The following is a 26,453-nucleotide window of genomic DNA, read 5'->3' as shown; positions in this document are numbered from 1 at the left end:
ATACCACAACGTCGCCGCTCGGATCCGAGCGGCGACATCAGGCTGGCGACATGGCCGACGACCGGGCGCGCGGCGCTCATGTCGTCGAACTGAAGGATGTCAGCAAGCGGTTCGGCAGTGTCACCGCCGTTCAGGATGCCAACCTGGCACTTCGCGAAGGTACGCTGACCAGCCTGCTGGGCCCCTCGGGGTGCGGCAAGACGACGTTGCTTCGATTGATCGCGGGTCTCGAGCATTGTTCGACCGGCACGATCAGGATCAAGGGGCGGTCGGTCGACGGGCTGCCGATACACAAGCGCAACATCGGTCTCGTATTTCAAAACTACGCGCTGTTTCCGCACAAGACCATCGGCCAAAACATCGCCTTCGGGCTGAAACACCGCAGGGTCCCCAAGGCCCAGACCATGGAAAAGGTCAAGCAGGCACTGGATATCGTCAGACTACCTGGCATCGAGGATCGCTATCCCAACCAGTTGTCGGGCGGGCAGCAACAGCGTGTTGCGCTTGCGCGGGCAGTGGTGTTCGAACCGGATGTGTTGTTGCTGGATGAGCCTCTTTCGGCGCTCGATGCCAACCTGCGCGAAGAAATGCGGGTTGAGATCAAGCTCATTCAGAGGGCGCTCGGAGTTACGACCGTCCTGGTGACCCACGACCAGCAGGAGGCGCTTGCCATGTCCGACGAGATCGTCGTCATGGACCAAGGCAGCATTCAGCAGGTCGGCCAGCCCAAAGAGGTTTACCGACGCCCCTGCAACCCGTTCGTGGCGGGGTTCTTGGGGCAGGCGAATGTGTTTCCCTGCACCATTCTGGGCCCTGCCGAGGCATCCGCCGACCTGTTGCGGGTACGTCTGGAGAACGGCATGGAACTGGTGGGCGACGCCAGCACATCCGACGCGACCGCAGCGGCAAAAGAGGCCGGACAAGCGGCAACGATCGTCATTCGGGGTTCAGAGATCAGCCTGTCACCAGAGACGAGCCCGACGGAAACAGGCAGTGCCGAGGCAGGGGTGAACCGGTTTTCGGGCCAGATCGTCGATTCCAGCTATCTCGGCGACGACGCACATTACCTGATCAGCACCGATGACCTCAACATGAAGGTCATCTCGCGGTTTGGGCGTCAGAAAGGCCAGGAGGCCGACCAGATGCTGGAATCCGATGCGCCGGTGAGGGTGAATATCCCTCAGGAGGCGTGCCGCATTCTGTTTTCCACCTGAGAGGTACATGATCGTGACAAAAGAAATCGTTTGTTTTCGCAATGCCGACTGGATCGTCGGTTGGAACGATGATCGCGGGACGCATTGCTATTACCGCGATTCCGATCTCGCGTTCAGGGGCGAACGCATCATCTTTGCCGGTCCCGGCCGGTACGAGGGGGATTGCGACCGGGAGATTTCCGCTGTCGGCCAGTGCCTGATGCCGGGCCTCGTGGACCTGCACACGCATTCAGCCTCGATGCCGACATTCCGGGGCGTCCGCGAGGAAATGGGCAACCCCAATTTCTACTTCAGCGGTGTATACGAAGGATGGGGCCTGTTCATGCCCCCCGCAGAGGTCAGGGGCACAACGACACGGGCCGCGATATGCGAAATGCTGCTGAGCGGAGTCACGACCTACGTCGATATGTCGTATCCATATCCGGGCTGGACCGATGCAGTCGCCCAGTCGGGCATCCGTGCATTCCTTTCACCGTTGTTCGATTCCGCCAAGACTGCCGCGACGAACGATCACGCGCTTGAATACCGTTGGGCAGAGGATGGTGGCAGCGCCGATTTCGAGGCCGCGGTAAAATTGCTGGATGCAGCCGACGATCATCCATCTGGGCGTCTGTCGGCGATGATGTCGCCTATGACAGTGGATACTTGCACGCCCGAGTTGCTGCGCCGGGCGCATGACATGGCAACCGAGCGGAACTGGCCGTATCACCTGCACGCGGGGATGTCGGTGATCGAATTCCACGAGATGGTGAAACGCACCGGCCAGACCTCGATCCAGTGGGCGCATGATCAGGGTCTGCTGGGCCGGAACACCATCATCGGGCATGGCGCCGTTCTCGATCACCACTCCTGGGTGCATTGGCACACCAAGGACGACATCGATATTCTGGCAAATTCCGGCGCGTCGGTTTCGCATTGTCCGGTCGTTCTGAGCCGATACGGCGTCACGCTGGAAAGTTTTGGCCGCTATCGCAAGGCGGACATAAACCTGGGGATAGGCACGGATTGCCATCCCCACAACATGCTAGAGGAAATCCGCGAGGCTGCGATCATGAGCCGGGTTTCCGACCAGCATATGTTTTCCGCCTTGACGGCGGATGTATTCGACGCGGCGACAGTGGGCGGCGCAAAAGCGTTGCTGCGCGACGATATCGGGCGGCTCAGCCAAGGGGCCAAGGCCGATATCGTGGTCGTCGATGTGACAAACCCCATGATGCTGCCGCTCTATGACCCGCTGCGCAGCCTGATCTTCAGTGCCTGTGATCGCGCGGTAAAGGATGTGTATGTCGGAGGCCAGCAAATAGTCGCCGAAGGCCGGGTCCTGACAATGGATCACCAGGAAATCGCCGAAGGCGTTTCGGAAATCCAGGCCGCCGTGGTGCGCGACATGCCCAACCGCGACCGTAAGGGCCGCACCGCCGAAGAGGTTGCCCCCAAGACCTACCCTACCTATGATTCCTGAGGTTCATCAGGAACTGAGCGAAGGAAGACGAGGGTGTCATGTCCGGACACGAGATGAAGACCGGCAGTGTTCTCGTTGCGCGATCGCTGGCAGATGAAGCATACAACATCATCGAGGTCCTGCTGATCCGCGGGGAAATTCCCGAGGGCAGCATGATCTCCGAGGTTTCGCTCAGCAAATCCCTGAATATCGGGCGCACTCCGGTGCGTGAGGCCCTGCAGAGGCTAGTCAGGGAGCGGATGGTCACACCGGTTCCAAGGCAGGGATTCCGCGTCAACACTGTAGACATTGACCAGTTTCTAGACGGGCTGGAAATCCGCCGGGAGATCGAGTGTGTTCTCTTCAGCATGATCACGCACAAGGCTTGCCGGTGGCAAAGACGCCTTCTGTTCCACATGTCCGAGCGCATGGCTCGGGCGGCCGATACCGCCGATATCAATCTCGCACTGGAAACTGACCGTCAGTTCAAGCAGATCCAGATCGAGATTTCCGACAACCCGTTCCTGACGATGGCTGTCCGGCCGTTTCATGCCATCAGCCGGCGTGTCTACTTCGCCGAGGCGCGCACCCCGGTCAGAAAGCTGGCCACGTCGATCGCGGAGATAATGAGGCACAGCGCGCGCGGCGACATCGAGGCGGCATTGTCGGCGAACGATTCTGTCATCAATGCGCTGATCCGGTTCGGCACGCAGAGCCGGGCACGGCATGCCGGAAAGGGGGGTAACGGCAACGCCGCCGAAGACGCCAGCGCCAACAAGGTCCAGCGCCTGTCGTCGATCGCGTATACCCGGATCGAGGATCGGATAATCGCCGGACATTATCGTGGCGGTGAAGAACTGAATGAACGGCGGCTTTGCGAAGACCTGGAATTTGGCAGAACGCCCGTGCGCGAGGCCCTTCAGCACCTGGCGGCGCGGTCGCTCACCACGATCTTGCCGCGGCGGGGTGTCCGCGTCGTCGATTTCGAGGGGCTGGATTTTTCCGGCCTGATCGAGGCCCTGAGGCCACTGGAACGGATGTTGGCGCGGCTGGTCTGCCGAAACGCGTCGCCGGCCTTTCGCCGTTTCCTGGTACGGACGAATGCGCTGTTATACTCTGCGCGGAACCGTGGCCACCCGGACACCGCGATACTGCTGGATCGCAGGCTGGAAAAGCTGCTGGTGAAGGAGGCGGATCAAATGTACCTGCAGGATGCGATCGTTCCGTTGCACAGCCTTCTGCGGGGCTATCTGAACCATAGGCAGGTGATCATGTCCTCGGACATGATCATCATTTTGTCAGAGGTTCTGGATGCCATTGCGAGCGGAAAGGAACATGAAGCCCGCTTGAAAGTCGAACAGCTACTTTCCGAGATCGTCTACATGGTCCGCACCACCCCTGTCAGAGATCGCCATCGGTAGGGCGTTGTCACGGTAACTTCGGGTTGCCCTAGAAATTGCTTCAGTCCGCATTCAAGCGGCAACGATTTGATGCCAGGCGGCCATCGCATTGGCGCGCGTCTGACGGAGGGTCCGGCGGGAGATAAGGTGGCGTTGCAGGTTGCAATTGATTGTAGATGGCATCGTGGACGGACAGAAATCGCTGCATCGAGCCGGGCGGCAGTGTCAGAGGGATGAGCTTGCGAGCGACCTCGCTGGCCCCTACCCTTCCTGAATGAGTAAGCCCAATCCGTTTCGCTACTTTCGAACAAGCCGTGAAATCATCCGGCTGGCGGTAATGATGTACGTCAGATTTCCGCTCTCGTTACGCAATGTCGAAAACCTCCTGCACGAGCGCGGCATCGATGTCAGCCATGAGTCCGTCCGATTTTGGTGGATGCGGTTTGGCCCGCTTTTCGCCTCTGAAATCCGCAAAGCCAGGATCCAACGGATGCGCTGCTACTCCAACCACCAGTGGCATCTGGACGAGGTCTTTGTGAAGATCAACGGCGAAACCCATTACATGTGGCGGGCTGTCGACCACGAAGGCGAGGTTCTCGATGCCTTTGTCACCAAGCGTCGCGATCGTAAAGCGGCATTGAAATTCCTCAGGAAATTGATGAAGCGCTATGGGCAGCCAGACCGCATCGTCACCGACAAGCTGCGTTCCTATGGTGCGGCAATGAAGGAAATCGGGAACGCGGATCGGCAGCGTACAGGGCGCTGGCTGAACAACCGAATAGAAAATTCACACCTGCCATTCCGACGACGAGAGCGTGCCATGTCCCGCTTCCGGCGCATGCGAAGTCTACAGAAATTTGCCGCCGTTCACTCTTCAATCCACAACTTGTTCAATTCGGAGCGAAGCCTCTACAGCAGACAGAATTTCAAACGGAACCGAGCCGCTGCTCTCGCAGAGTGGCGTCAACTCTGCGTCGCATAAAGGGCAGCGTTACTGTCCAAGGCGAGACGAGTTCGAATCCGTCTGACAGCACCGCCATTCCCGAACAAAAATGGGCACTACAGTAGGCCCGTTGGCACTGTCAAAAGAACCTTGGCTTGAGGCGGGATTTGGCCCGACCTACCCTGCAGGCATGGCCAAATGCGATCCATTCAAGTATTTTAAAACCAGCCGAGAGATCATCCGCTTGGCTGTTATGCTGTACGTCCGGTTCCCACTCTCACTGCGGAATGTCGAGGACTTGCTGCATGAGCGTGGCATCGATGTAAGCCACGAGGCAGTGCGGTACTGGTGGCATCGGTTCGGCCCGATGTTCGCCGCCGAGATCAGGCAGCGCCGCGTGTCGGGAATGAAATCCAGCCGGTGGCGCTGGCACCTGGACGAGATGTTCGTCAAGATCAACGGCGAGAGACATTACCTCTGGCGGGCGGTGGATCATGAAGGCGACGTCCTGGAAAGCTTCGTGACCAAGACACGCGACAAGAAGGCCGCGTTGAAATTTCTCAAGAAAACAATGCGGAAACACGGTCGACCCGAGATTATTGCGACTGACCAGCTTCGGTCATATGGCGCTGCCCTGAAGGAAATCGGCGCGACCGACCGACAGGAAACTGGCCGCTGGTTGAACAACCGAGCGGAAAACTCGCACCTGCCCTTCCGAAGGCGAGAACGGGCGATGCTTCGCTTCCGACATATGCGAAGTTTACAGAAATTCGCCGCTGTTCACGCCTCGATATACAACCTTTTCAACTCGGAAAGAAACCTCAGTTCGAGACACATTTTCAAACGAAACCGCGCCGTCGCTCTTGCCGAGTGGCGCGGTCTCGGCGCCGCATAAGGGACAGCATTTATGTCCTTGCTGAGACTGGTTCGACTTTGTCGGCCAGCACCGTGCGACGTTGGCCTCCGGTTCCTTCGTGATGACGAGCCTCGAAGGCGGCGTCACGTCCGGCTGGTCGCTCGGCGTGCCATCCACCAGCCTGTGGAGCAGGTTCACCACATGGGTCTTTGTGGACTTGCCCTGAAAAAGTGGAGAGCACCAGCTGAGGAACCAGGAGGTGTTCTATGGGAAACGGAAACAGACCGACGCCGGAGTTTCGGCGGGAAGCGATTAGACTTGCGCTGACAAGCGGCCGGACACGGCGCGAGATCGCAGAGGATCTGGGCATTGGCCTATCGACGTTGACGCGATGGCTCAGTCGCGAACGGGAGGCCGGTGAGCCGGTCGAGGCGTCGGTGGACCTACACGCGGAACTGAAGCGGTTGCGACGCGAGAACGCGGTTCTGAAGCAGGAGCGCGACATCCTAAAAAAGGCCGCAGCCTTCTTCGCGAAAGACGCAAGTCGATGAGCTTCGCTTTCATAGAGGCGGAGAAGGCCAGCTTCCCGATCCAGCGGATGTGCCATGTTCTCGGTGTCAGCCAGAGCGGGTTCTTCGCCTGGCGGGACCGCCCCGCGTGTCATCGCCAGCGGCAGGACATGATCCATCTTGCCCACATCCGAACGGCCTTTGCGCTGTCGAACGGGACCTACGGCAGTCCCCGCATGCACCGCGATCTCGTCGATGAGGGGCACCAGATCGGGCGGCACCGAACCGCTCGCCTGATGAAAGAGAACAAGCTGGTGGCCCGCCAGAAGCGCCGGTTCAAGCGCACGACCGACAGCGAGCATGCCTGGCCGATCGCGCCCAACCATGTTGCACAGGACTTCTCGGCGGAAGCCCCTGACAGAAAGTGGGGCGCTGACATCTCCCACGTCTGGACTGCTGAGGGTTGGCTCTACCTAGCCGTGATCATCGACCTCTACTCAAGACGGGTTGTCGGCTGGGCCACGAGTGATCGACTGAAGCGCGGCCTGGCGGTCGAGGCCCTGCGCCGTGCTCTCGCGGCTCGCAATCCGCAGTCTGGCCTGGTCCATCACAGCGACCGCGGCAGCCAATACTGCTCTGTCGAATACCAAGCCGAGCTCCGAAAGCGCGGCATCCTGATCTCCATGAGTGGAAAGGGGAACTGTTATGACAACGCCATGGTCGAGACGTTCTTCAAGACCATCAAGTCGGAGCTGTTGTGGCCCTTCCCTTGGCAAACCCGAACGCAGGCCGAACGCTATCGCCAGATACATCGACGGGTTCTACAATCCCGTCAGGCGGCATTCATCGCTCGACTTCCAGAGCCCGATTGCATTCGAGCGAAAGGCCAAGGAAGTAAGCTAATCGCTCTCCACTAAACGCGGGCAAGTCCATGCCGTCGCTCTTGCTGAGTGGCGCGGGCTCTGCGCGGCATAAAGGGCAGCACCTCTGTCCATGCCGAGACTGGTTCGACTTCGTTTGGCAGCTCCTTACGCTCTCATGCGTCGCCGCTCGGGATCAAAGAAGGGGTAACCTGCCACCTTCGCTTTCAATCGCTTCTGGTAACCATCCAGCTTGCCTACCTCCACGCCCGTCCCTGCCTGCGCATGGATCTTGTCCAGGCGGCAAAGGGCGATGGTCTTGTTCAGGATGGGCGAGCGCGTAGCGCTGGTAATGACGCCGATCTCGGCCCGGCCGGCATAGACCTTGTCTCCGTGAGTTGGCACCTCGTTCCCGGCCAACTCGAGCCCGACTAGACAGACGCGCCCGTTCTGCTTTCGGGCTTCGAGCGCTGTCCGGCCAACGAAATCCGCTGACTTCGACTTCAGGGGGACCGTGAAGCCGATACCGGCCTCGAACGGATCGACCGAGCCGTCAAATTCGGCGTGGCTCATCACCAGTCCCGCCTCGATCCGGATCATCTCCAGCGCGTCGAAGCCGCAGGGCGTGATGCCGAACGGCGCGCCCGCGTCGGCCACCGCGTCCCACAGCTCAACCGCGTGTTTCGGATGGCAGAAGATCTCGTATCCAAGCTCGCCGCTATAGCCGGTGCGCGACACGACGAGCGGCGCACCATCGAAACCGCCAAGCCGGGCGACGGAGAAGCGGAAACAGTCGAGCCCGTCGAGGGGCGTCTCGTTGTCGCGCGTCCAGATGACCTTGCGCAGGGTATCGCGGCTCATCGGCCCCTGCACTGCCATGTTCGCCAGCACCTCGGTCGAGGATTTCACCCAGGCCTTGAAGTTGTTCTTCTCGGCAAGCTCGCGCAGCCACACGCCGCAGTAATCCTCTGCGCAGACCCAGCGGAAGAGATCCTGCCCGAGGCGGAACAGGGTGCCGTCGTCGATCATCCCGCCGGTTTCGTGGCACATCGCGGAATAGGCCACCTGCCCCACCGAAAGTTTCGCGACGTTGCGGGTCAGCGCGAGGTTCAGCAACGCCTCGGCGTCCGGGCCTGTCACCTCGAACTTTCGCAGCGACGACATGTCCATCATCATCACCCCCTCGCGGCAGGCGTGATATTCGGCGATGGCGCCGTGGTTGCGATAGCTTGCCGGCAGCCAGACCCCGGCCATGTCGGTAAACTCTTTCGCGATCTCCGAGGTTCGGGGATGAAAGGCGGAGTCGCGGGTCAGTTTCGGGGAAGAGTCAGGCGTCATTCTGATGGCCACCGATTTTGAGAAGACTTGTTTTTCGCTGTAGGTCCGCACCTGTATGTCGGTCGGGTTCCAGCCGTTCGCGGGATCGAGATCGTTCGGACAGGACGTCGAGACACAGACGCAATCCGTCAGCGCGCGCAGGAGGACGTAGTCGCCCGGGCGGGACCATGCTTCGTCGAAGCTGAGGGAATTGTCGTGTTCGGCGCGGGAATTGAAGAAGAAGTTGACCGCTTCCCAACCGACACGGGGGCCAACCTGGTAGCGCTCGAGCGCCGCGTTCATGTTGTCGGTGCAGTTGATGTGGCCGGGATAGCCCATCTCCTCGTAGAAGCGGGCGAAACATGCCAGCCCGAACGTGTCGTGGCGGCCGACCGTATCCCTGATGACCTCGAACATGGGTTCCTGGTCGACATTGAAGAACTTGGAATGCAGGCCCGGCCCGGGATAGGCGTTGCCATTGAGCGAGCGGGTGGTGGTGTGGTCGATCTCCAGTTCGCGCCCCTTGTCCAGCCCGCGCAGGGTGAGCCCCTGGAAATCCGAGCATTGCCGGCCGGACAGGTCGATGATCTGGATGAACTCGCCGGCGCGGACCTCGTACTCCACGGCCGAGGAGTGCGGCACGTGGATATCCTGCAACGGATCGGCCAGGGGCTCCGGCGGCTTGCCCCAGAGGGTTTCGCGGGGGGATCGGCGGGTGATCAGCAGCTCGACCGTGGCGGGTGCATGATCGCCGGTCACGGTCATTTCCGGGGTCGGTGCAACGATAAGACAGGTTCCTGGCCGGTTGGCGACAAACCCATAGTGGCGGTGCGGCGCTAGGGGGCCGTGGAAAAGGGCAAGCGCGGGCGTGGCGGACCGGCGGCCGAAGGCCCCGAGGCGCGCACGCGCGGCCGGGTCCAGCTTTTCGCTTAGGTCATTCCAGTCGAGCGTGACCGGCGCCGGCTCACCGGAAGACTGGTCAAGCCCGGCGGGATCGGGGCGGCCCGACTGGTCGACGAAACAGAGGTAGCACGTTTGCGCGCCCTCAACGTCAAGGATGTCGATGCGATCGCCTTCGGCGAGTGGAAGGACGACAACCTGGCGGCTGATCAGCTCGTGGCGTTCCTTGCCCTGCTGCCAGAGAGAGACGCCCGGCTCGACAAGGTGGCCCCATCGACTTGATGCCGGATCAAACAGAGACATGTGCCCTCTCCTATCTGTCGAATCGTGCCCGGAAGGCTGGTCGGGATTCGCCGCCCGGCGCGGTTGCCTGCGTTGAGTTGTAAGCGCGAAACGGCCTCCACTCAAATCATTTTGTTGGTTATTGTTGCTTATAAGGGGGTGTTTGGACAATTTAGGACAGAAAATTGTTGATTGGTGTTTTAATCTGTTCATTCTGGTTGACGCGGAGAGATGTGTATCTGCCGACAGGGCAGATGGCGGCTTTACCGGACGGGCCCGAGCGCGCCCACGTGCCGCATGGGGCCAAGGGAACGGATAAAACAGGGAGTAATTCATGAGAATTCAAGCAATATCCAGGCAAGCCGCGCGCGGCCTTTTCACCGCCACGGCGATGGCCGTCGCATCGGTTGCCGGCCCCGTCAGCGCAGACAGCAGCGAGCCGATCAAGATCCCAATCAAGAACTGGTCAAGCCAGATCGTCATGGCGCACGTGATCGGCGGCATGTTCGAGGAGATGGGCAGTCGGGTCGAATACGTGCCCGTCGACAACCAGGCGGCTTTCGAGGCCATCCGGAACGGCGACCTGACCATCGGCCACGAGGTCTGGCAGGCGACGCACCAGAATGCCTTCTACAACGCGATGGAAAAGGGCGGGCTTATCGACGCGGGCACCCACGCCGCCGAAACGCTCGAGGAGATGGGCGTTCCGAACTGGGTGATCGAGCAGGATCTCTGCCCCGGCCTTCCCAACTGGGAGGCGCTGAAGGATTGCCACGAGAATTTCGCCACGCCGGATTCGGGCGGCAAGGGCCGCTGGCTCGAAGGTCCGCAAAGCTGGCACGGCGACGTGATGCCGAACCGGCTGAATGGCCTGGGGCTGGAGGACAAGTGGATGGTCAAGTTCGCGGGCACGGGCGACGCGCTGTGGGTCGAGCTTGAGGCGGCCAAGAAGGAAGGGCGCGGCACGATCATCTTCAACTGGACGCCGAACTTCACGGATGCCGAGGGCTTCACCTTCATCGAGTTCCCGCCCTATTTCGACGGCTGCCGGATCGTCGATGGCGGCGACATGAGCACAACCGGGTGCGGCTCTCCGCGCGGCTGGCTGAAGAAGGCGGCGAATTTCCGGTTCCCGGTGACGCATCCGCAGGCCTACACGGCGTTTACGAAAGTGTCGTTCACAACGGACCAGATCGGCACGATGGCGGCCCTCGTGGACCAGGACAAGATGACCCATGAAGACGCCGCCAAGAAATGGCTTGCAGACAATGAAGAGGTCTGGAAGCCGTGGACGGCATCGGTCCTCGAAGAGGCAAACTGATCTCCCTGTCCTGCCGGGGCGCTGGTTGCCCCGGTGTGGCTGACGGCCTCTGCCCGTGCCGGGCGGAGGCCGAGTTCCACAGGCGCCCAGGCTTTCAGAGCAACAGCAACCATCCGAGGCTCACATGACTCCAGCACCGACCGGGACACCCGCCGGCTCCACAAGCGACATCCCGGATGTCGGGATGACGCCGGTCGCCATTCGCTGCGAGAACGTCTTCAAGGTCTTCGGCAAGAACGCGCAGCGGCTGGTGAATGCGGCGGAGGGCTACATCACCCCGGAAGCGGCGGCGGAGGCCGACTGTATCGTCGGGGTGAACAACGCCAGTTTTGAAGTCCGCGAGGGGGAGTTGCTGGTGATCATGGGGCTGTCCGGCTCGGGCAAGTCCACCCTCCTGCGCTGTATCTCGCGCCTGACGGAAGCGACGGCGGGCAAGGTCATCGTCGATGGGCGCGACTTGCTGGCGATGAACAACAAGCAGCTCATCGAGTTGCGGCGCAACAAGATGGGGATGGTCTTCCAGAATTTCGGCCTTCTGCCGCACAAGACCGTCCTGGAGAACATCGCCTTTCCGCTTCAGGTGAAGGGCTGGAAGACGCGCGAGAGCATGGACCGCGCGATGCAGATGATCGAACTGGTCGGGCTGCATGGCCGCCAGAACTATTTTCCGCGCCAACTTTCGGGCGGGCAGCAGCAGCGGGTGGGCATCGCCCGCTCGCTGGCGATCGAGCCGGACATCTGGTTCCTGGACGAGCCTTTTTCAGCGCTGGACCCGCTGATCCGGAAGGAGATGCAGGACGAGTTCCTGAGGCTACAGAAGGTGCTGCACAAGACGATCCTGTTCGTGACGCACGATTTCGATGAGGCGCTGCGCCTGGCCGACCGGATCGCGATCATGAAGAACGGGATCATCGAGCAGCTGGATACGCCGGCCAATATCGTGCTGAACCCCAGGACGGAATACGTGCGCAAGTTCACCGAGGACGTGCCGCGAGAGAAGGTGCTGCGTGTCGAAAGCGTAATGGAAGCGCCCGCCGCGGGCGAGACACCGGGAGCGCTGCGGGTGCCGGGCGACGCGCTGATCGAGGACGTGGCCGAAGATGTGCTCGGACAGTCACTGCCGGTCGGGGTGGTCGACGGCGGCGGCGCCGTGATCGGGGTGCTGCACCCCTCGCACGTGCTGAGCGTGCTGTTCGGCGCAGGGGCAAAACAACGGCCGGCGGGCGGGGCATAGGATGAGCGCCGCACCCGAGATCCGCCCGCCTTGGTACCGATCGAAATGGGCGATGAGCATCCTGCTGATCGCGGTCTTCCTGCTGCTCTGCGCGATTATCGATCCGGGCGAGACTAACCCACTGTGGCGGCTGCCGCCCTTGCTGCAGGCCCTGCCCTACGCGATCAACGACGCCGTTCAGTACATGCTGTTCGAGTGGATGCCGATCCCGGTCTATGACCCGATCATGGACCTCTACGAGCAGAAACCGCTGCTGCGGGAGGTCACGCGCGGCGTGTCCGACGGGCTGCTGTTCGTCATCAATTTCGTGCGCGAGGTCCTGCTGGGGGGCGTGAACACCATCGTTGCCTTTACCGGGTGGGATTTCATCAACGAGCATGAATGGGTCTACTGGCCTGCCTTGCCCTGGACCGTGGTCGCAGGCTGGGCCGCCCTTCTGGGGTACCGGCTCGAGGGGATGCGCCTTGCCGTGCTGGGGGCGGCCACCACCTGTTTCATCGCGATCTTCGGACAGTGGGAGCCGTCGATGCAAACCCTGTCATTCGTGCTGATCACGGCGCCGGCCGCCGCGCTCCTGGGCCTGGGCCTGGGAATCTGGTGCTACCGGAGCAGCGTGGTCGAGGCGGCGATGAACCCGCTCCTGAACGTGGCACAGACGATGCCGCATTACTCGTACCTCGTTCCGGTGATCGTGCTCTTCGGCGTGGGCGATCATGCGGCTGCCGTGGCGACGATCGTCTTCGCGACTCCGCCGATGGTCCGCCTGACGCTTCTCGGCCTCAACGGCGTGCCGAACAACGTGGTGGAGGCCGGACTGATGACCGGGTGCAGCACCAGGCAACAGACCTTCAAGGTGCTGATCCCGGCCGCGAAACGCGACGTGCTGCTCGGTGTCAACCAGGTGGTCATGCAGTGCCTGGCAATGACCGTGATCGCCTCATTTGTGGGGGCAAAGGGGCTGGGATCGAACCTGATGATCGCGCTCAATTCGTTGAAGATCGGGACGGGGATCGAGATCGGCATCTGTATCGTGCTCATGGCGGTCTACCTCGACAAGGTGTCGATTGCCTGGGCCAACCGGAAGACGGATTACTTCGCCGACCGGAGCTTCCTGCAGCGGAATGCGACGCTACTTCTGGGGGCGGCAATCCTGGTGGCGGGGGCGCTTCTGGCCTTGCTGGGAACCGTCATTTTCCGGGAGGATTTCAATTACCTCCACCAGATCCCGCACAACAAGGGGCTGACGACCGAGACCTTCTGGCAGGGGCTCGTCGACTGGATCTGGAACGCGTTCTTCGAGCCGCTGAATGCCTTCAACAAGTTCCTGATTTCCAGCGTGCTGGTGCCGATGCGCGATGCCTACCTGGCGATGCCAGTGGCTGCGACCTTCCTGCTGGTGTGCGGGATGGCCTATATCCTGGCGGGCCTGCGCTCGGCGGTGATCGTGTTGCTTTACCTCCTGTTCATCGCTTTCTCGGAATACTGGGACCGGGCGCTGATCACGGCCTACATGGCGTCCTTCGCAGTGGTCGTGTCGGCGATCCTCGGCGTCACGGTCGGCACGCTTTGCGCGCAGAACGCCCATGCAAGCCGGGCGGCGCTTCTGCTGTGCGACTTTTTCCAGACTTTTCCGTCCTTTATCTACCTCATCCCCGTGATCCTTCTGTTCGGGATCACCGACACGTCGGTGATCATCGCGGCCATCGCCTATGCGACCGTGCCGGCCACGCGCTATACGATCGAGGGGTTGTTGAGCATTCCGGAGGTGCTGCAGGACGCGGGATCGATGGCGGGGGTGTCGCGCCTTCAGCGGCTTGTCTCGATCGAATTTCCGGTAGCGTTTCCGCATATCATGCTGGGTTTGAACCAGACCGTGATCTTCGCGCTTTTCATGGTCATCATCGGCGCTTTCATCGGCACAACCGACCTTGGGCAATTGATTCTAAAGGCAATTTCCGATCCGCAGGGCACGGGGATCGGGTTGGTGTTGGGGGTTTGTGTGGCGTTTATCGGGTTGGCGGTGGACCAGGTGATTCGAACATGGGCGAACAACAGGAAGCGGATGCTGGGGCTGGCGTAGCCGCGCGCGGTGTTGGAAAATGTTTATTTGCCAGCTTTGGGGGTGGCGTCACGCGCCGGTATGGAAGTATCCAGAGGTCGATTTCGCCCCGATCCGGCCCGTCAGACAAGGAAGAGTGCGCGCAGATGTCGAAATATGAGCAGAAAATCCTGAACACGGTCAACACGCGGGGCACCGTGACGGTGGCCGAGATCGCGCAGCTTCTCGATGTCTCGGACCAGACCATCCGCCGCATCGTCAAGCCGATGGAAAAACGCGGCGAGCTGAAGAAGGTGCACGGAGCGCTGGTGAGCAACCAGGACACGATGGACCCGCCCTTCCTGTCGCGGATGCAGACCAACCGCTCGGCCAAGGTGGCGATCGCCAATTGCGTCGCCGACATGATCGAGGACGGCAGTTCGCTGGCGATCGACACCGGCTCGACCTCGGGCTTCGTGGCGCAGATCCTGCGGCAGAAGCGCAACCTGAGCGTGGTGACCAACTCGGCCTTCATCGCCAGCACCCTGTCGCTGGTCGAGGGAAACCGGGTGTTCATGGCCGGCACGCAGCTGCGCAACCATGACGGGGCGGCCTTCGACAGGGCGGCTTATGACGTCATCGCGAGCCTGTCCGTCGAATACGCGATCCTGTCGGCCTCAGGCGTGCACCCGGAAATGGGGTTCCTGGGCTACGAGCAATGCGAGGTGGACATCGCGAGATCGATGATCGCCATATCCGACAGGTCGATCTTCGCCGTGGACAGTTCGAAATTCCGGATCGCGGACAAATTCCCGCCGATACGCCTGCCGAAGCTGCGGCCCAATGACATTGTGGTCAGCGAGGCCCGCCCGCACGAGGATTTCGACACGCTGGTGGGGCCGCACCTTGTGGTGGCTGAAGGCGCTGTCGCGGGCAAAAAGGCGAAGCTGGTCCGCTAGCGGACCGCCTGCCCTGCCTGCGCTGCCCGGTCTTTCGCCGACCCGATCAGGCCATTTCGAAACCGCGGGCGATTTCGTAATCGGTGACCACGCGGGCGAAATCCTCAGGCTCGACCTCGGCCGCGCGGGCGTAGTGGTCGACCACGTCGTCGCCCAGGGCCTTGCGCAGCATGTCGGAGCCCAGGAGCGCGGCGCGCAGGTCGGAGGGAATCATCCCATCCTGCCCCTGGTAGGCATCGCTCGAGAAGGCGGGCTGAAGCGTCAGCCTTTCCTCGACCCCGGCGATCCCGGCGGCGATCTGGACGGCCATGGCGAGGTAGGGGTTGATGTCAGAACCGCCGACCCGGCACTCGACGCGAACCGCCTTGGTGCCGGACCCGCACAGGCGGAAGCCCGCGGTGCGGTTGTCGACCGACCAGATGATGCGGGTCGGGGCGAAGGTCCCGACCTGGAAGCGCCTGTAGATGTTGACGTACGGCGCGAGGAAATAGGTGAAATCGGGCGCGTATTTGAGCAGCCCCGCCATGTAGCTCTTCATCAGCCCGCTCATGCCAAGCTCGTCCTCGTAGAAGGCCGGGGAGCCGTCTTTCCAGAGCGATTGGTGCACGTGGCTTGAGCTGCCCACCTTGTCGTGGTGCCATTTCGGCAGGAAGCTGGCGGCACGGCCCATGGCGTGGAAGATGTCCTTGATCGCGTGCTTGGCGATGGTGTGGTAATCGCCGGTGTCCATCGCTGGGGCATACTTGATGTTCAGCTCTTCCTGGCCTGTCTCGGCCTCGCCCTTGGAGTTCTCGATCGGGATACCAGCGTTCCACAGGTGGTTGCGGACCGGGCGCATCACGTGCTCTTCGCGGGTGGTCTGGGTGATGTGGTATTCCTCGTTTTAGCCCGAGATCGGTTCGAGGTCGCGGAAGCCGGACTTGCGGATATCGTCGTAGCTTCGGGCGAAGAGGAAGAATTCCAGCTCGGTCGCCATCATCGAGCCGGCGAAGCTGGCGCTTGAGGATGCTGCGGGGGGCGTACTTCCTCGTGCGTGTAGTGATCGAGGATGTCGCAGAGCACCATCGCCGTGCCCTTTCAAAGCTGATAGACATGTCGGTGTCTCCAGTGAAGTCGGGGCGTGTGATCAAGATGGTCTGGGCCGCGTGGCCGGTCGTGCGTTCACCATGCGAGGGCGAAGGACGATCGGCAAGCCGATCCCGGCGGCGCGGAGCGGTCGGGGGCAAGGAGGTGAAGAATTGGACTTTGACGGCGGGTGCGGGCGCGTAGGGCGCCGTGCCCTGCCCTGTCCGCCCGGGCGCGCCTTCAGCCATACAGAAGCGCCAGCAGCTCCGCGTGCAGGCCGGGCGTGGCGGCGGCCACGACCGCCCCGTCGGACTGCCGGGTCAGGCGGTTGCCCTGCCAGTCGGTCATGACCCCACCCGCGGCCTCGACCACCGCCGAGACGGCGAGGAAATCATAAGGTTGAAGGTCATAATCGACGACCGCGTCGACAAGGCCTGAGGCCAGCAGCGCATGGGGGTAGCAATCATAGCCGAAGCGGCGCGTCTGGCCGCAAACCGCCAGCGTCGCGAAGAGCCGCGGGTGGTCGCGATAGATCTTCTCGGCCTCGTTCAGGTAGAAGACGGCGCGGGCCAGCTCGGTCTGGCCGGACACCCGGATCGGCGCGCCGTTGCGGGAGGCGCCGCGGCCGGGCACACCGAGATAGGTTTCGCCCAGCGCCGGCATCCCGATCACGCCGAGATCGACCGTCTCGTCCTTCAGGTGGGCCAGCAGGAAGCCGAAGAGCGGATGGCCCGACAGGAAGGACCGCGTGCCGTCGATCGGGTCCACGACCCAGAGGTCGCGGGCGGTGCCGCCTTCCGTTCCGTGCTCTTCGCCGAAGATGCCGTGATCGGGGAAGGCCTGCCGGAGATGGGCGCGGACGGCGGCTTCGACCGCCTTGTCGGCCTGGGTGACGGGGCTTTCGTCGGGCTTGATCTCGATATCGAGGGGGTTGCGGAAATACCGCATCGCGGTGTCGGCGGCGAGCCGGGCGGCACCGAGGGCGTGATGCTCCAGCTGGTCGATCTCCGTCACGGTGGGGTCTCCTTTGGCGGGCATCACGGCTCAGGCTTTGACGCGGTCCATCTTCGGATCGTAGAGCGGGGCAAGGGTCGCCTGCGCCGCGACCCGTTCGGTGGCCACTTCCAGCTCGTAGGTGCCGGCGGTGACATAATCGACATCGACGCCATCGGCGCAGCGCACGTATCCGAAGCCGATGGATTTCCCGACCGTGTAGCCAAAGCCGCCCGAGTTGAGCCAGCCGACGCGTTCGCCGTTGCGATAGATCGTCTCGCGGCCCAGGAGAACGACATCGGGGTCGGTGGTGAAGCAGACGAGCCTCTTCTTCACGCCTGCCTCCTTTTGCGCCTTCACGGCGTCGCGGCCCTTGAAATCGACGTTCTTGCGCAGCTTGACGGCCCAGCCGAGGCCGCTTTCGACCGGGGTGTGATCGGGGCCGATATCGGCGCCCCAGGCGCGGTAACCTTTTTCCAGCCGCAGGGACTCGATGGCGCGGTAGCCGGCATTGACGAGGCCCAGCGGTTCGCCCGCCTGCATGATCGCCTGGTAGATCGTCTGGGCGTATTCGACGGGCAGGTGCAGCTCCCAGCCAAGCTCGCCCACATAGGTGACGCGCAGGGCGCGCACCGGGCAGCCGGCGATCCCGATGGTGCGCAGGGTGCCGAAGGGGAAGGCGGCGTTGGAGACGTCGTCGCGGGTGACGGTCCCGAGTATCTTGCGGGCGTTGGGGCCCATGAGGGAAAGCACCGCGTTGGCGGAGGTGATGTCGACGAGCTGGCAGTTCATGCTGGCGGGGATGTTGCGGCTGATCCAGTCGAAATCGTGGGTGGCGTAGCCGGTGCCGGTGACGATGTAGAACTCGTCATGGGCGATGCGGCCGACGGTGAGGTCGCACTCGATGCCGCCGTGGTCGTTGAGCATCTGGGTGTAGGTCAGGGCGCCGACCGGTTTGTCGATATCGTTGGCGCAGATCCACGTGAGCGCATCGAGGGCGTCGGGGCCTTTCAGCAGGAACTTGGCGAAGGAGGTCTGGTCGATCAGGACGGCGGCATTGCGCGCGGCGGCGTGTTCGCGGCCGACCGCGTCGAACCAGTTCTGGCGACCGAAACTGTAGATGTCCTCCGGGGTCTCGCCCCGGGCCGTGTCGGCGAACCAGTTGGGGCGTTCCCAGCCCAGCTTTTCGCCAAAGCAGGCGCCTTGGGCCTTGAGGATGTCATAGAGCGGGGACTTGCGGCAGGGGCGGCCGCTGTCGTGCTCTTCGTGGGGCCAGGACATGGTGTAGTGCTTGCCGTAGGCCTCGACCGTGCGGGTGCGGACCCAGTCGGTGTCGAAATGCGGGCGCCCGAAGCGGCGGATGTCGGCGGACCAGAGATCGAAGGGCGGCTCTCCCTTGTGGACCCATTCGGCGAGCGCCATGCCGGCGCCCCCGCCGGCGGCGATGCCGAAGGCGTTGAACCCCGCGCCGACGAAGAAATTGCGCTGTTCCGGCGCCTCGCCGATGATGAAGTTGCCGTCGGGGGTGAAGCTTTCCGGACCGTTCGTCAGGGTCTTGATGCCCGCGCTTTCCAGCGCCGGCACGCGACCGAGCGAGAGTTCCATAAGCTGTTCGAAATGCTCGTAATTGCTGTCGAGCAGGCTGTAATGGAAGCCCTCGGGAATGCCGTCCACCGCCCAGGGAATGGGGTTCGGCTCGTAGCCGCCCATGACCAGCCCGCCGACCTCTTCCTTGTAGTAGGTCAGGCGGTCGGGGTCGCGCAGCGTGGGCAGGTTGGCGGGCACGCCGTCGAAGGGTTCGGTCACCATGTACTGATGTTCCATCGAGACCAGGGGCACGTTCACGCCGAACCGGCGGGCGAAGGCGCGTGTCCACTGTCCGGCGCAGCAGATCAACTTTTCGCATTCGATCCGCCCGGCATCGGTGATCACCGCGCGGATGACGCCATCCTCGATCTCGATATCGGTGACGGCCGTGTCCTCGAACAGCTTCGCGCCGGCCATGCGGGCGCCCTTGGCCAGCGCCTGGGTGATGTCGGAGGGGTTGGCCTGCCCGTCGGTGGGCAGGAAGGCCGCGCCGATGACGTCGGAGACATCCATCAGCGGCCAGAGCTCCTGTGCCTCCTTCGGTGTGAGCAGGTTCATTTCCAGGCCGAAGGAATGGGCCGTCGTCGCCTGGCGCTTCACCTCGGTCCAGCGTTCCTCGGTGCAGGCCAGGCGCAGCCCGCCGTTCATCTTCCAGCCGGTGCCCAGCCCGGTTTCCTGTTCGATCTTGTTGTAGAGATCGACCGAATAGCCCAGCAATTGCGTGATGTTGGCGTTCGAGCGGAGCTGGCCGACAAGGCCCGCGGCGTGGAAGGTCGTGCCGCTGGTGAGCTTGTTGCGTTCCAGCAGGATCGTATCGGTCCAGCCGAGCCTTGCCAGGTGGTAGGCGGTGGAACAGCCGATGATCCCGCCGCCGATGATGACCGCCTTTGCGGTTGAGGGTAGTTCGCTCATGTCCGTATTCAGCCTTGCTTGAAATTTTCCAGTGCGGCGTGGAAGCGCGCGAGGTTCTCGGCCGTGTAGGCCCGGTAGTCGAAGTCGATGTCGGAGGTCAGTTCCGAGACCATGCTCCACATCGCTTCGCGCAGGAGCGAGGCGCATTTCATGGCGGCATAGCGGTGGCGCAGGTCGTCGGTGACCGGGGTCTCGAAATAGGTCTCGAGCATCCAGTCTTCCTGTTGAGGGCTCAGCCCGTTGTTGGAGGCCAGTCCGCCGAGGTCGAAGAGGGGCGTGTTGAAACCGGCATAGTCGAAATCGATCAGCCAGAGCCGGGTGCCGTCGTCGAGCAGGTTGCCGCAGAGAAGGTCGTTATGGCCGAAGGCGATCTCGAACGGGCCCGCGGCGCGTTCCAGCTCGTTGCCGGTTTCGACCAGCTCGGGCAGCATCGCCTTGTGGTCGCTCTGGCCTTCGGTGAGCGTGGCGGCATAGTCGCGGATGACGTGAAACACCCAGAAAACAAGGGCCGGGCCGCGCAGGTGGGCGGGCACCTCGCGGTGACAGCGGGTCACCAGGTCGAGGATGCGGGGCAGCATGTCGGGGCGGCGCACGTCTTCCTCGGTCAGGGTCCGGCTTTCGATGTAGTCGAGCACGGTCAGGCCGTTCTCGGCATGGACGACCGCCGGGGAGAGGCCGGCGGCGTGGGCGGCGCGGGCGGCGGATAGTTCGTTGAAGCGCAGGACCTGGTGGAGGGGGATGTCGTCGCCGACGCGGACGACGTAGGTGGCCTGGTCGTCGGTGACGCGGTAGTTCACGTTGGTGATACCGCCGGTGAGGGGGGTGGCCGTGATCCTGCCTTTCCAGATCGGCAAGGCCTGGATGCGGGGGATCAGGTCGTTTTCGCTCATGATATCAACTTTCTAGACAATTCTGGATGCAAACGACAGGCCCGGGGCAGCGCCCCACCGAGAAGAGCGTGGCGGCCCTGGTCGGGGGGGGTCGGCGTGGAGCGTCGGCAAGACAGTGCGGAAAGGCGGTTTTCCCCTGCCGAACAGGGCCTTGCCACACGCATTGCACGGAGGAGCCTGTCCGGTCGGGCGGGACGGGTGTGGCAGGGATCACGGCAGATTCCTTCCTTGGGTCGCTGGTGAGCATTCACACATCTATCACAACATAAATCAACAAATAAAGTTCTAAGGTGTTGTAAAATGTTGATTTCAGCGCTGTGGATACCCGCCTCGGCGTCCCCCTAGTGATCTATTGCTCGCCAGAGGTAGTGCCTCTCGCCATTGATCTTCACGAACGTCTCATCCAAGTGCCAGCGCCAACGACTGGATTTCATCCCGGCAATGCGGCGTTCTTTGATCTCCGCCGCGAAGAGGGGGCCGAACCGATGCCACCAATACCGCACGGCTTCGTGGCTGACATCGATGCCTCGTTCGAGAAGCGGGTCCTCGACATTTCTCAGTGAAAGCGGAAACCGCACGTACATCATCACTGCCAGGCCGATGATTTCCCGGCAGGTTTTGAAATACTTGAATGGATCGCGTTTTGTCATCCGGGCAGGCTAGGCCGCAGCCGATTGCGTCTCAACCCGGTTTTCTCTGACAATGCCGTTCGCTCTGTTGTCCTTTTTCTTGGCTTCAGTCCTTCCTCGCTTTGGAGACTCCGTCAAACCCCGGAGCGATTCAGCGCGCGGCTTCGACAAGCCGCGCCGTCTGCGCTTCCAGTTCGGCGGTGACACTGCGCAGCCCCTCCAACCCCAGATGGAGAAGATCGCCATCCGCCGGTGACTTGCTGTAGATCAGGCAGCCGGTGCGTTCGAAGACCGGCGCATTGCGCACCGGCCGGACCGACCCCTTCTTCAACTGCCGCATTACCAGACGCGCCGGAAGATAGGCGCTGGCGGCGTTCTGCTCCAGGTATTGCACCGCGACCGAACTGAGCCCGGCAGAGAAGCTGTGCACGAGGTCCGGATACATGGAATCGTGGTCGTAGCGGAAATCCTCGCCCCAATCGACCAGCACGTAATCCTGCCGCCAGATCTCATCGGCCACGTCGCAGGCGGGATGGGTGGTGAACAGGATCAGCTCGTCCCGCAGGAATTCCTCGATCACCAGTTCCTGCATCTGGAGCGGCTCGTACATCACCGCGATATCGAGGATGCCGTCGCGCAGGTGGCGCATCAGGCCGGGGGAATAATCCGCCTCTACATGGAGCGAGACCGTCGGCGCCTCCCGGTGCATCCAGTTGACCCAGGGCAGTTCTATCTCCTCCCAGAGGCTGAGCGTCACGCCAAGGCTGAGCGAGGAATCATAGGCATCCGGCAGGGCGACGTCATTGCGTGCGCGCTGCCACAGGCGCCGCATGCTGTGCCCGTGCCGCAGCAGCCGATCCCCCGCAGCGGTGAGTCGCGCGCCGTTGCGGCCGCGTTCGAACAGCGCGCGGCCCAACTCCTCCTCCAGCGAGCGGATGCGCGCACTGACGGTGGATTGCGTGACATTGAGGTTCTCGGCGGCGCGGTTGAAATTCCCGGTCGCCACCACTTCGAGAAAGGTGCGGATCTGGTCGATATGCATCGCTCTTCGCTTCTCCGTGCGGGGTCTGAGGGCGCAGGCAAGGCTAGCACCCGGCGCGTCGGCCTGTCGATATTCAATCGGATTTTCCGATTATATTGCGCAAATATATTCGCTTTATCGGTTTAATCTCGTGACCTAGCCTTGGCTCAAGGGGAAAGACGCCGCGCAGGCGCAAGACGACCCCGAGACGTGGGGATGGCCGCAATGACGCGACAGGGTGAGATGGTTCTGGACCAGGAAGATTCCGTGTCTTTCCGCGTGATTGGCGTGGAAAGCGCGGCGGAGCGGGACGGGCTAGACTGGGGCATCGCCCTGCTGGCGGACCGGCTGGGCACCTGCGGCGCGGCGCTTCGACAGGCGGCTGCGCCGGGTGCGGGCGGTCGCGATCACCTGGTCCTTGCGCTGGGCGCCGGGGCGGAAATCACCCGCAGCGCTGCCGCCTGCGACGTGACCCTTCCCGAGGGGGCGGAAAGCTTTGCGATCTTCCGCAACGGCCGCGAGGCGCATGCGCCGCTCTGCCTTTACGGCGCAGACCTGCGCGGGCTGATCTACGCCATCACCGAGCTGGCCGACCGCCTGCGCACCATGCCCACGCCGGAGCAGGCCTTCGACATGCCCCTGCCACTGGTCGGAGAGCCCGCCACACGGGTGCGAAGCCTCTCCAAATGCTTTTCAAGCGAGGTGGAGGACCTGCCGTGGTTCCGTGACCGCGACGGCTGGCAGGCGTATCTCGACGAGCTGGTCACCCACCGGTTCAACCGCCTGACCCTGACGCTGGGGATGCACTACAATTACCCCTACGGAAACGAGTTCCTCTCAGATGTCTACCTGCATTTCGCCTATCCTTTCCTTGTCGACGTGCCGGGCCATGGCGTCACCATCGCCAACCTGCCCGAGGCGGAGCGGCGCGAGAATCTCGACACGCTGAAGTTCATCGCGCGAGAGGCCGCGCGGCGCGGGCTGGAGTTCCAGCTTGCGCTCTGGACCCAGAATTACGATTTCGACCATTACCCCGGCGCGCGCCACCAGGTGCAGGGACTGGGCCCGGACAACCTGGCCGCCTACTGCCGCGACGCGCTGGCGCTGATCCTTGCGGAGGTACCGGAGATCAGCGGCCTGACCCTGCGGGTGCACGTGGAATCGGGTATTCCCGAGGGCGATTACGCCTTCTGGAAGACCTATTTCGGCGCGGTGACCGGCGCCGGTCGCACCCTGCGGCTCGATCTTCATGCCAAGGGGATCGACGAGACGCTGATCGGCATGGCGCTGGAGACGGGCATGCCGGTGACGGTATCTCCCAAGTACACGCTGGAGCATATGGGGCTGGCCTATCACCAGGCCTCGATCCGGCCGCTGGAGCTGGATCTGGAAGGCGGCAAGGAAAGCGCGCGCAAGACGCTCTACTCGGGCGACGATGCGCATCGCTTTGACGGGCTGTGGAAGTTCAGCGAGGGCTCGCGCAAGTTCATGCGTTATTCCTATGGCGACCTGCTGACCGCGGACCGGCCCTATGACCTGATGTTCCGCATCTGGCCGGGCACGCAGCGGGTGCTGCTCTGGGGCGATCCGGTGCTGGCCGCGGGGTTCGGGGCAAATGGCAGTTTCAGCGGTGCGGCAGGGATCGAGCTGTGCGATCCGCTGTCCTTCAAGGGCCGCATGGGCGCGGCGCAGGACAAGGACCGGATCGGTTACAACAAGCCCTATTTCCCGCGGTCCCGCGACTGGGAGAAATTCACCTATACCTACCGCGTCTGGGGCCGGTCGCTTTATGACCCGCGCGCCGACGGGCAGGCGTTCGAGCGGGGAATGGCCGCGAAGTACGGGCCCGCCGCGCCGCATTGCGCGACGGCCCTTGCCTCGGCCAGCCGGATCATGCCGCTGATCGCCCATGCCCATGCGCCCACCGCCTCGAACAACTCCTACTGGCCGGAGATGTACGAGAACATGTCGATCCTGCATGACGCGCCGCCGCTGCCCTACGGGTACGAACTGCCTGTCGGATCCCGCTTCGGCACGGTGGGCGCGACCGATCCGCAGATGTTCCTTTCTCCCGCAGGGTTCGCCCGCGCGCTTCGAGACGGCGCGCCGATCCGCAAGCTGGCCCCCCTGACATGGGCCAACTGGCTGGAACAGTTCGCCGACACGGCCGAGGCCGGAATGGCGCGCGCGCTGGACGAGACGGGGGAGGAAAGCACGGCGCTTTACCTGCTGCGTGTCGATGTAACGATCATGGCCGGGATCGGCCGGTTCTTCGCCGAGAAGATCCGCGCCGCGACGCTTTGGGAATATTACCTGCTGTCCGGCGCCGCCGGGGCGGGCCGGGAGGCGCTGCGCTGCTACCGCGCGGCTCGCGCCGCGTGGGGCGTGGCGGCCGAGATCAGCCGCGAGGTTTACCTGGAGGATATCGCCTTCGGCCCGCTCCGCTGGTTGCGTGGGCGCTGGGATGACCGACTGCCCGCGATCGACGCGGATATCGAGGACATGGCGGCAAGACTGGCAGCGGATGGCGCCGGCGAGGGAACGCGGCAGGACGCGCTGGCCATGGCGCGCATCCTGCACTGGTCCGCCGCGCAGATCATGCCCTTCCAGCATGTCCCCCGGCCCGAGGTCACGCGGGGCGAGCCCGTCCGGATCACCTGCATCCCTTTCGGCACCTCGCGCCGCGACGTCCGCCTGCTTTACCGCCAGACGCTGCAGACAGCCACGTGGCAGGAGGCCCCGATGACGTGGGCCGGCGGTGCCTGTCATGCCACCATTCCCGGAGAGTACACAGACAGCCCCTACGCGATCCTCTACTATTTCGAGATCGCCTGCGACGGGGTGTCGTCCTTCTTTCCGGGCCTAGGCGAGGATGTATCGAGCACGCCTTATTTCCACATAAAAACAAGAAACTAGAACAACCAGAAACTGCCATCCAATAGGAGAGAAGACGATGAATAAAAAGATGAACGCATTCGTATCCGGTGTCGTGGCTCTCGGTTTTTCGGCCCACGGCGCGCAAGCGGAAACGCTCCGGCTGCTGACATGGGGCGGCTATGCCCCGGACTCGGTGATCGAGCTCTTCGAAGAGAAATATCCCGATATCGACGTGGAAGTGACCTTCTCCAACAACGAGGAAATGGTCGCCAAGCTGCGCGCCACCGGCGGCTCGGGTTATGATCTTGCGCAGCCGAGCGTGTCGCGCATCAAGGCAGCGCAGGTTGAGTACGGCATCTACAAACCGATCGATCTGTCGCAGGTCGACACCTCGGTCTTTCAGACGAACATGATGGAGGCGATGGAGAAATACGCCAAAATCGAGGGCGAGATCTATTCCATCCCGCATGTCTGGGGGACCCAAGGCCTTGTGGTCGACATCTCCAAGGCGCCGGACGTGGAAGGATGGACCGATCTTTGCGACCCGCAATACAAGGGCCGCGTCTCTATGCGCCTGAAGCGGGCGCTGCTTCTGGGCTTTGCCTTCGACACGGGGAAAGATCCGTTTGCCGCCTATGACGATTTCGAAGCCTACGAGGCCATGATCGACGAGATCGGGCAGACGCTGATTGACTGCAAGGACAACGTGAAGACCTACTGGACCGGCGGGGATGACCTGTCCGCGCTGCTGCTTTCCGGAGAGATCGTCGTGTCCGACGCGTGGGATTCCACCGCCTTCAAGCTGTACAAGGAAAACCCCGATATCCGCTTCATCCCGACCCGGACCGGCGCGTTGGCCTGGATCGACACCTTCACCCTGCCCAAGCGGGGCGAGGCGGACGATGCGGCCTACAAGTGGATCAACTTCGTCAACCAGCCCGAGATCGTCACCATGATTTCAGAGTCCAGCGGCGCGGTCAGCGCGGTGAAGGGCGGGGTCGAGCTGATGCCGGAAGGCGCGCGGGAGGCCGTCGCGGCCGCCTTTGACGAGGAGGCGCTGGACAACCTCAAGTTCATGCCCAGCGTTCCGCCAGGGCTGGAAGACCTGGAAGGCCGGGTGCTGGACCGCGTGAAGGCCGCCAACTCGGAATGAGTGTACAGGCCACCCGGCGCGCGCCGTGCGCCGGGTGGACCCCTTGCTTGAC

General features: G+C 62.7%; 16 protein-coding genes and 3 pseudogenes. 12 read left to right on the top strand and 7 right to left on the bottom strand.

Features of this window, described 5'->3' with window-relative positions:
• Window positions 1-50: 50 nt before the first annotated feature.
• The 6 genes and pseudogenes from ACO07J_RS04340 to ACO07J_RS04315 all read left to right on the top strand — a co-directional run bounded on the left by ACO07J_RS04340 (window position 51) and on the right by ACO07J_RS04315 (window position 7,266).
• Complete coding sequence (locus ACO07J_RS04340) at window positions 51-1,214, top strand: ABC transporter ATP-binding protein (RefSeq protein WP_422026670.1); 1,164 nt, start codon at window positions 51-53, stop codon at window positions 1,212-1,214.
• A gap of 7 nt (window positions 1,215-1,221) precedes the next feature.
• Window positions 1,222-2,676 carry an amidohydrolase family protein gene (locus ACO07J_RS04335; RefSeq protein WP_422026668.1) on the top strand — a complete coding sequence of 485 codons (1,455 nt, stop codon included), beginning with the start codon at window positions 1,222-1,224 and terminating at the stop codon, window positions 2,674-2,676.
• Between the two features lie 38 nt (window positions 2,677-2,714).
• A complete protein-coding gene (locus ACO07J_RS04330) occupies window positions 2,715-4,076 on the top strand; it encodes a GntR family transcriptional regulator (RefSeq protein ID WP_422026666.1) in 1,362 nt (453 codons plus the stop codon).
• A 253-nt stretch (window positions 4,077-4,329) separates the two neighbouring features.
• The gene (locus tag ACO07J_RS04325) at window positions 4,330-5,037 is read left to right on the top strand and encodes an IS6 family transposase (RefSeq protein WP_422026664.1); all 708 of its coding nucleotides are present in this window, start codon (window positions 4,330-4,332) and stop codon (window positions 5,035-5,037) included.
• Between the two features lie 151 nt (window positions 5,038-5,188).
• Complete coding sequence (locus tag ACO07J_RS04320; protein WP_422029695.1) at window positions 5,189-5,893, top strand: IS6 family transposase; 705 nt, start codon at window positions 5,189-5,191, stop codon at window positions 5,891-5,893.
• 227 nt (window positions 5,894-6,120) lie between these two features.
• Window positions 6,121-7,266, top strand: a pseudogene (locus ACO07J_RS04315) (IS3 family transposase).
• Between the two features lie 125 nt (window positions 7,267-7,391).
• Here the strand turns inward: ACO07J_RS04315 and ACO07J_RS04310 are convergent.
• Complete coding sequence (locus ACO07J_RS04310; RefSeq protein ID WP_422026662.1) at window positions 7,392-9,743, bottom strand: DUF1989 domain-containing protein; 2,352 nt, start codon at window positions 9,741-9,743, stop codon at window positions 7,392-7,394.
• 313 nt (window positions 9,744-10,056) lie between these two features.
• Here ACO07J_RS04310 and ACO07J_RS04305 point away from each other — a divergent pair, with 313 nt between their 5' ends.
• From ACO07J_RS04305 to ACO07J_RS04290, 4 genes are all read left to right on the top strand, one after another.
• Window positions 10,057-11,043 (top strand): ABC transporter substrate-binding protein, encoded by a 987-nt coding sequence (locus ACO07J_RS04305; protein ID WP_422026660.1) that lies wholly within the window; start codon window positions 10,057-10,059, stop codon window positions 11,041-11,043.
• 124 nt (window positions 11,044-11,167) lie between these two features.
• Window positions 11,168-12,277: a quaternary amine ABC transporter ATP-binding protein gene (locus ACO07J_RS04300; protein ID WP_422026658.1), complete on the top strand. Its 1,110-nt coding sequence runs from the start codon at window positions 11,168-11,170 to the stop codon at window positions 12,275-12,277.
• Window position 12,278: 1 nt separating this feature from the next.
• The gene (locus tag ACO07J_RS04295; RefSeq protein ID WP_422026656.1) at window positions 12,279-14,357 is read left to right on the top strand and encodes an ABC transporter permease; all 2,079 of its coding nucleotides are present in this window, start codon (window positions 12,279-12,281) and stop codon (window positions 14,355-14,357) included.
• A gap of 125 nt (window positions 14,358-14,482) precedes the next feature.
• Window positions 14,483-15,274, top strand: a complete 792-nt coding sequence (locus ACO07J_RS04290; RefSeq protein WP_422026654.1) for a DeoR/GlpR family DNA-binding transcription regulator — start codon at window positions 14,483-14,485, stop codon at window positions 15,272-15,274.
• A gap of 46 nt (window positions 15,275-15,320) precedes the next feature.
• Here the strand turns inward: ACO07J_RS04290 and ACO07J_RS04285 are convergent.
• The 6 genes and pseudogenes from ACO07J_RS04285 to ACO07J_RS04260 all read right to left on the bottom strand — a co-directional run.
• Window positions 15,321-16,351: pseudogene (locus ACO07J_RS04285) on the bottom strand (glutamine synthetase family protein); the annotation flags it as partial.
• Window positions 16,352-16,579: 228 nt separating this feature from the next.
• Window positions 16,580-17,377, bottom strand: a complete 798-nt coding sequence (locus tag ACO07J_RS04280) for an inositol monophosphatase family protein (protein ID WP_422026652.1) — start codon at window positions 17,375-17,377, stop codon at window positions 16,580-16,582.
• A 6-nt stretch (window positions 17,378-17,383) separates the two neighbouring features.
• Window positions 17,384-19,831: a GcvT family protein gene (locus ACO07J_RS04275; protein ID WP_422026650.1), complete on the bottom strand. Its 2,448-nt coding sequence runs from the start codon at window positions 19,829-19,831 to the stop codon at window positions 17,384-17,386.
• 8 nt (window positions 19,832-19,839) lie between these two features.
• Window positions 19,840-20,721, bottom strand: coding sequence for a phosphotransferase (locus tag ACO07J_RS04270; protein ID WP_422026648.1), 882 nt, complete (start codon window positions 20,719-20,721; stop codon window positions 19,840-19,842).
• 344 nt (window positions 20,722-21,065) lie between these two features.
• Window positions 21,066-21,371: pseudogene (locus ACO07J_RS04265) on the bottom strand (IS6 family transposase); the annotation flags it as partial.
• Window positions 21,372-21,501: 130 nt separating this feature from the next.
• Complete coding sequence (locus ACO07J_RS04260) at window positions 21,502-22,392, bottom strand: LysR family transcriptional regulator (protein WP_300895491.1); 891 nt, start codon at window positions 22,390-22,392, stop codon at window positions 21,502-21,504.
• Between the two features lie 204 nt (window positions 22,393-22,596).
• Between ACO07J_RS04260 and ACO07J_RS04255 the strand changes: the two genes are divergently transcribed.
• Complete coding sequence (locus ACO07J_RS04255) at window positions 22,597-25,287, top strand: hypothetical protein (protein WP_422026646.1); 2,691 nt, start codon at window positions 22,597-22,599, stop codon at window positions 25,285-25,287.
• A gap of 37 nt (window positions 25,288-25,324) precedes the next feature.
• Window positions 25,325-26,401, top strand: a complete 1,077-nt coding sequence (locus ACO07J_RS04250; RefSeq protein ID WP_422026644.1) for an extracellular solute-binding protein — start codon at window positions 25,325-25,327, stop codon at window positions 26,399-26,401.
• Window positions 26,402-26,453 lie beyond the last annotated feature (52 nt).

This window comes from Roseovarius sp. (assembly GCF_965228755.1).
GTDB lineage: Bacteria > Pseudomonadota > Alphaproteobacteria > Rhodobacterales > Rhodobacteraceae > Roseovarius.
This window is presented reverse-complemented; position numbering and strand designations above follow the sequence as displayed.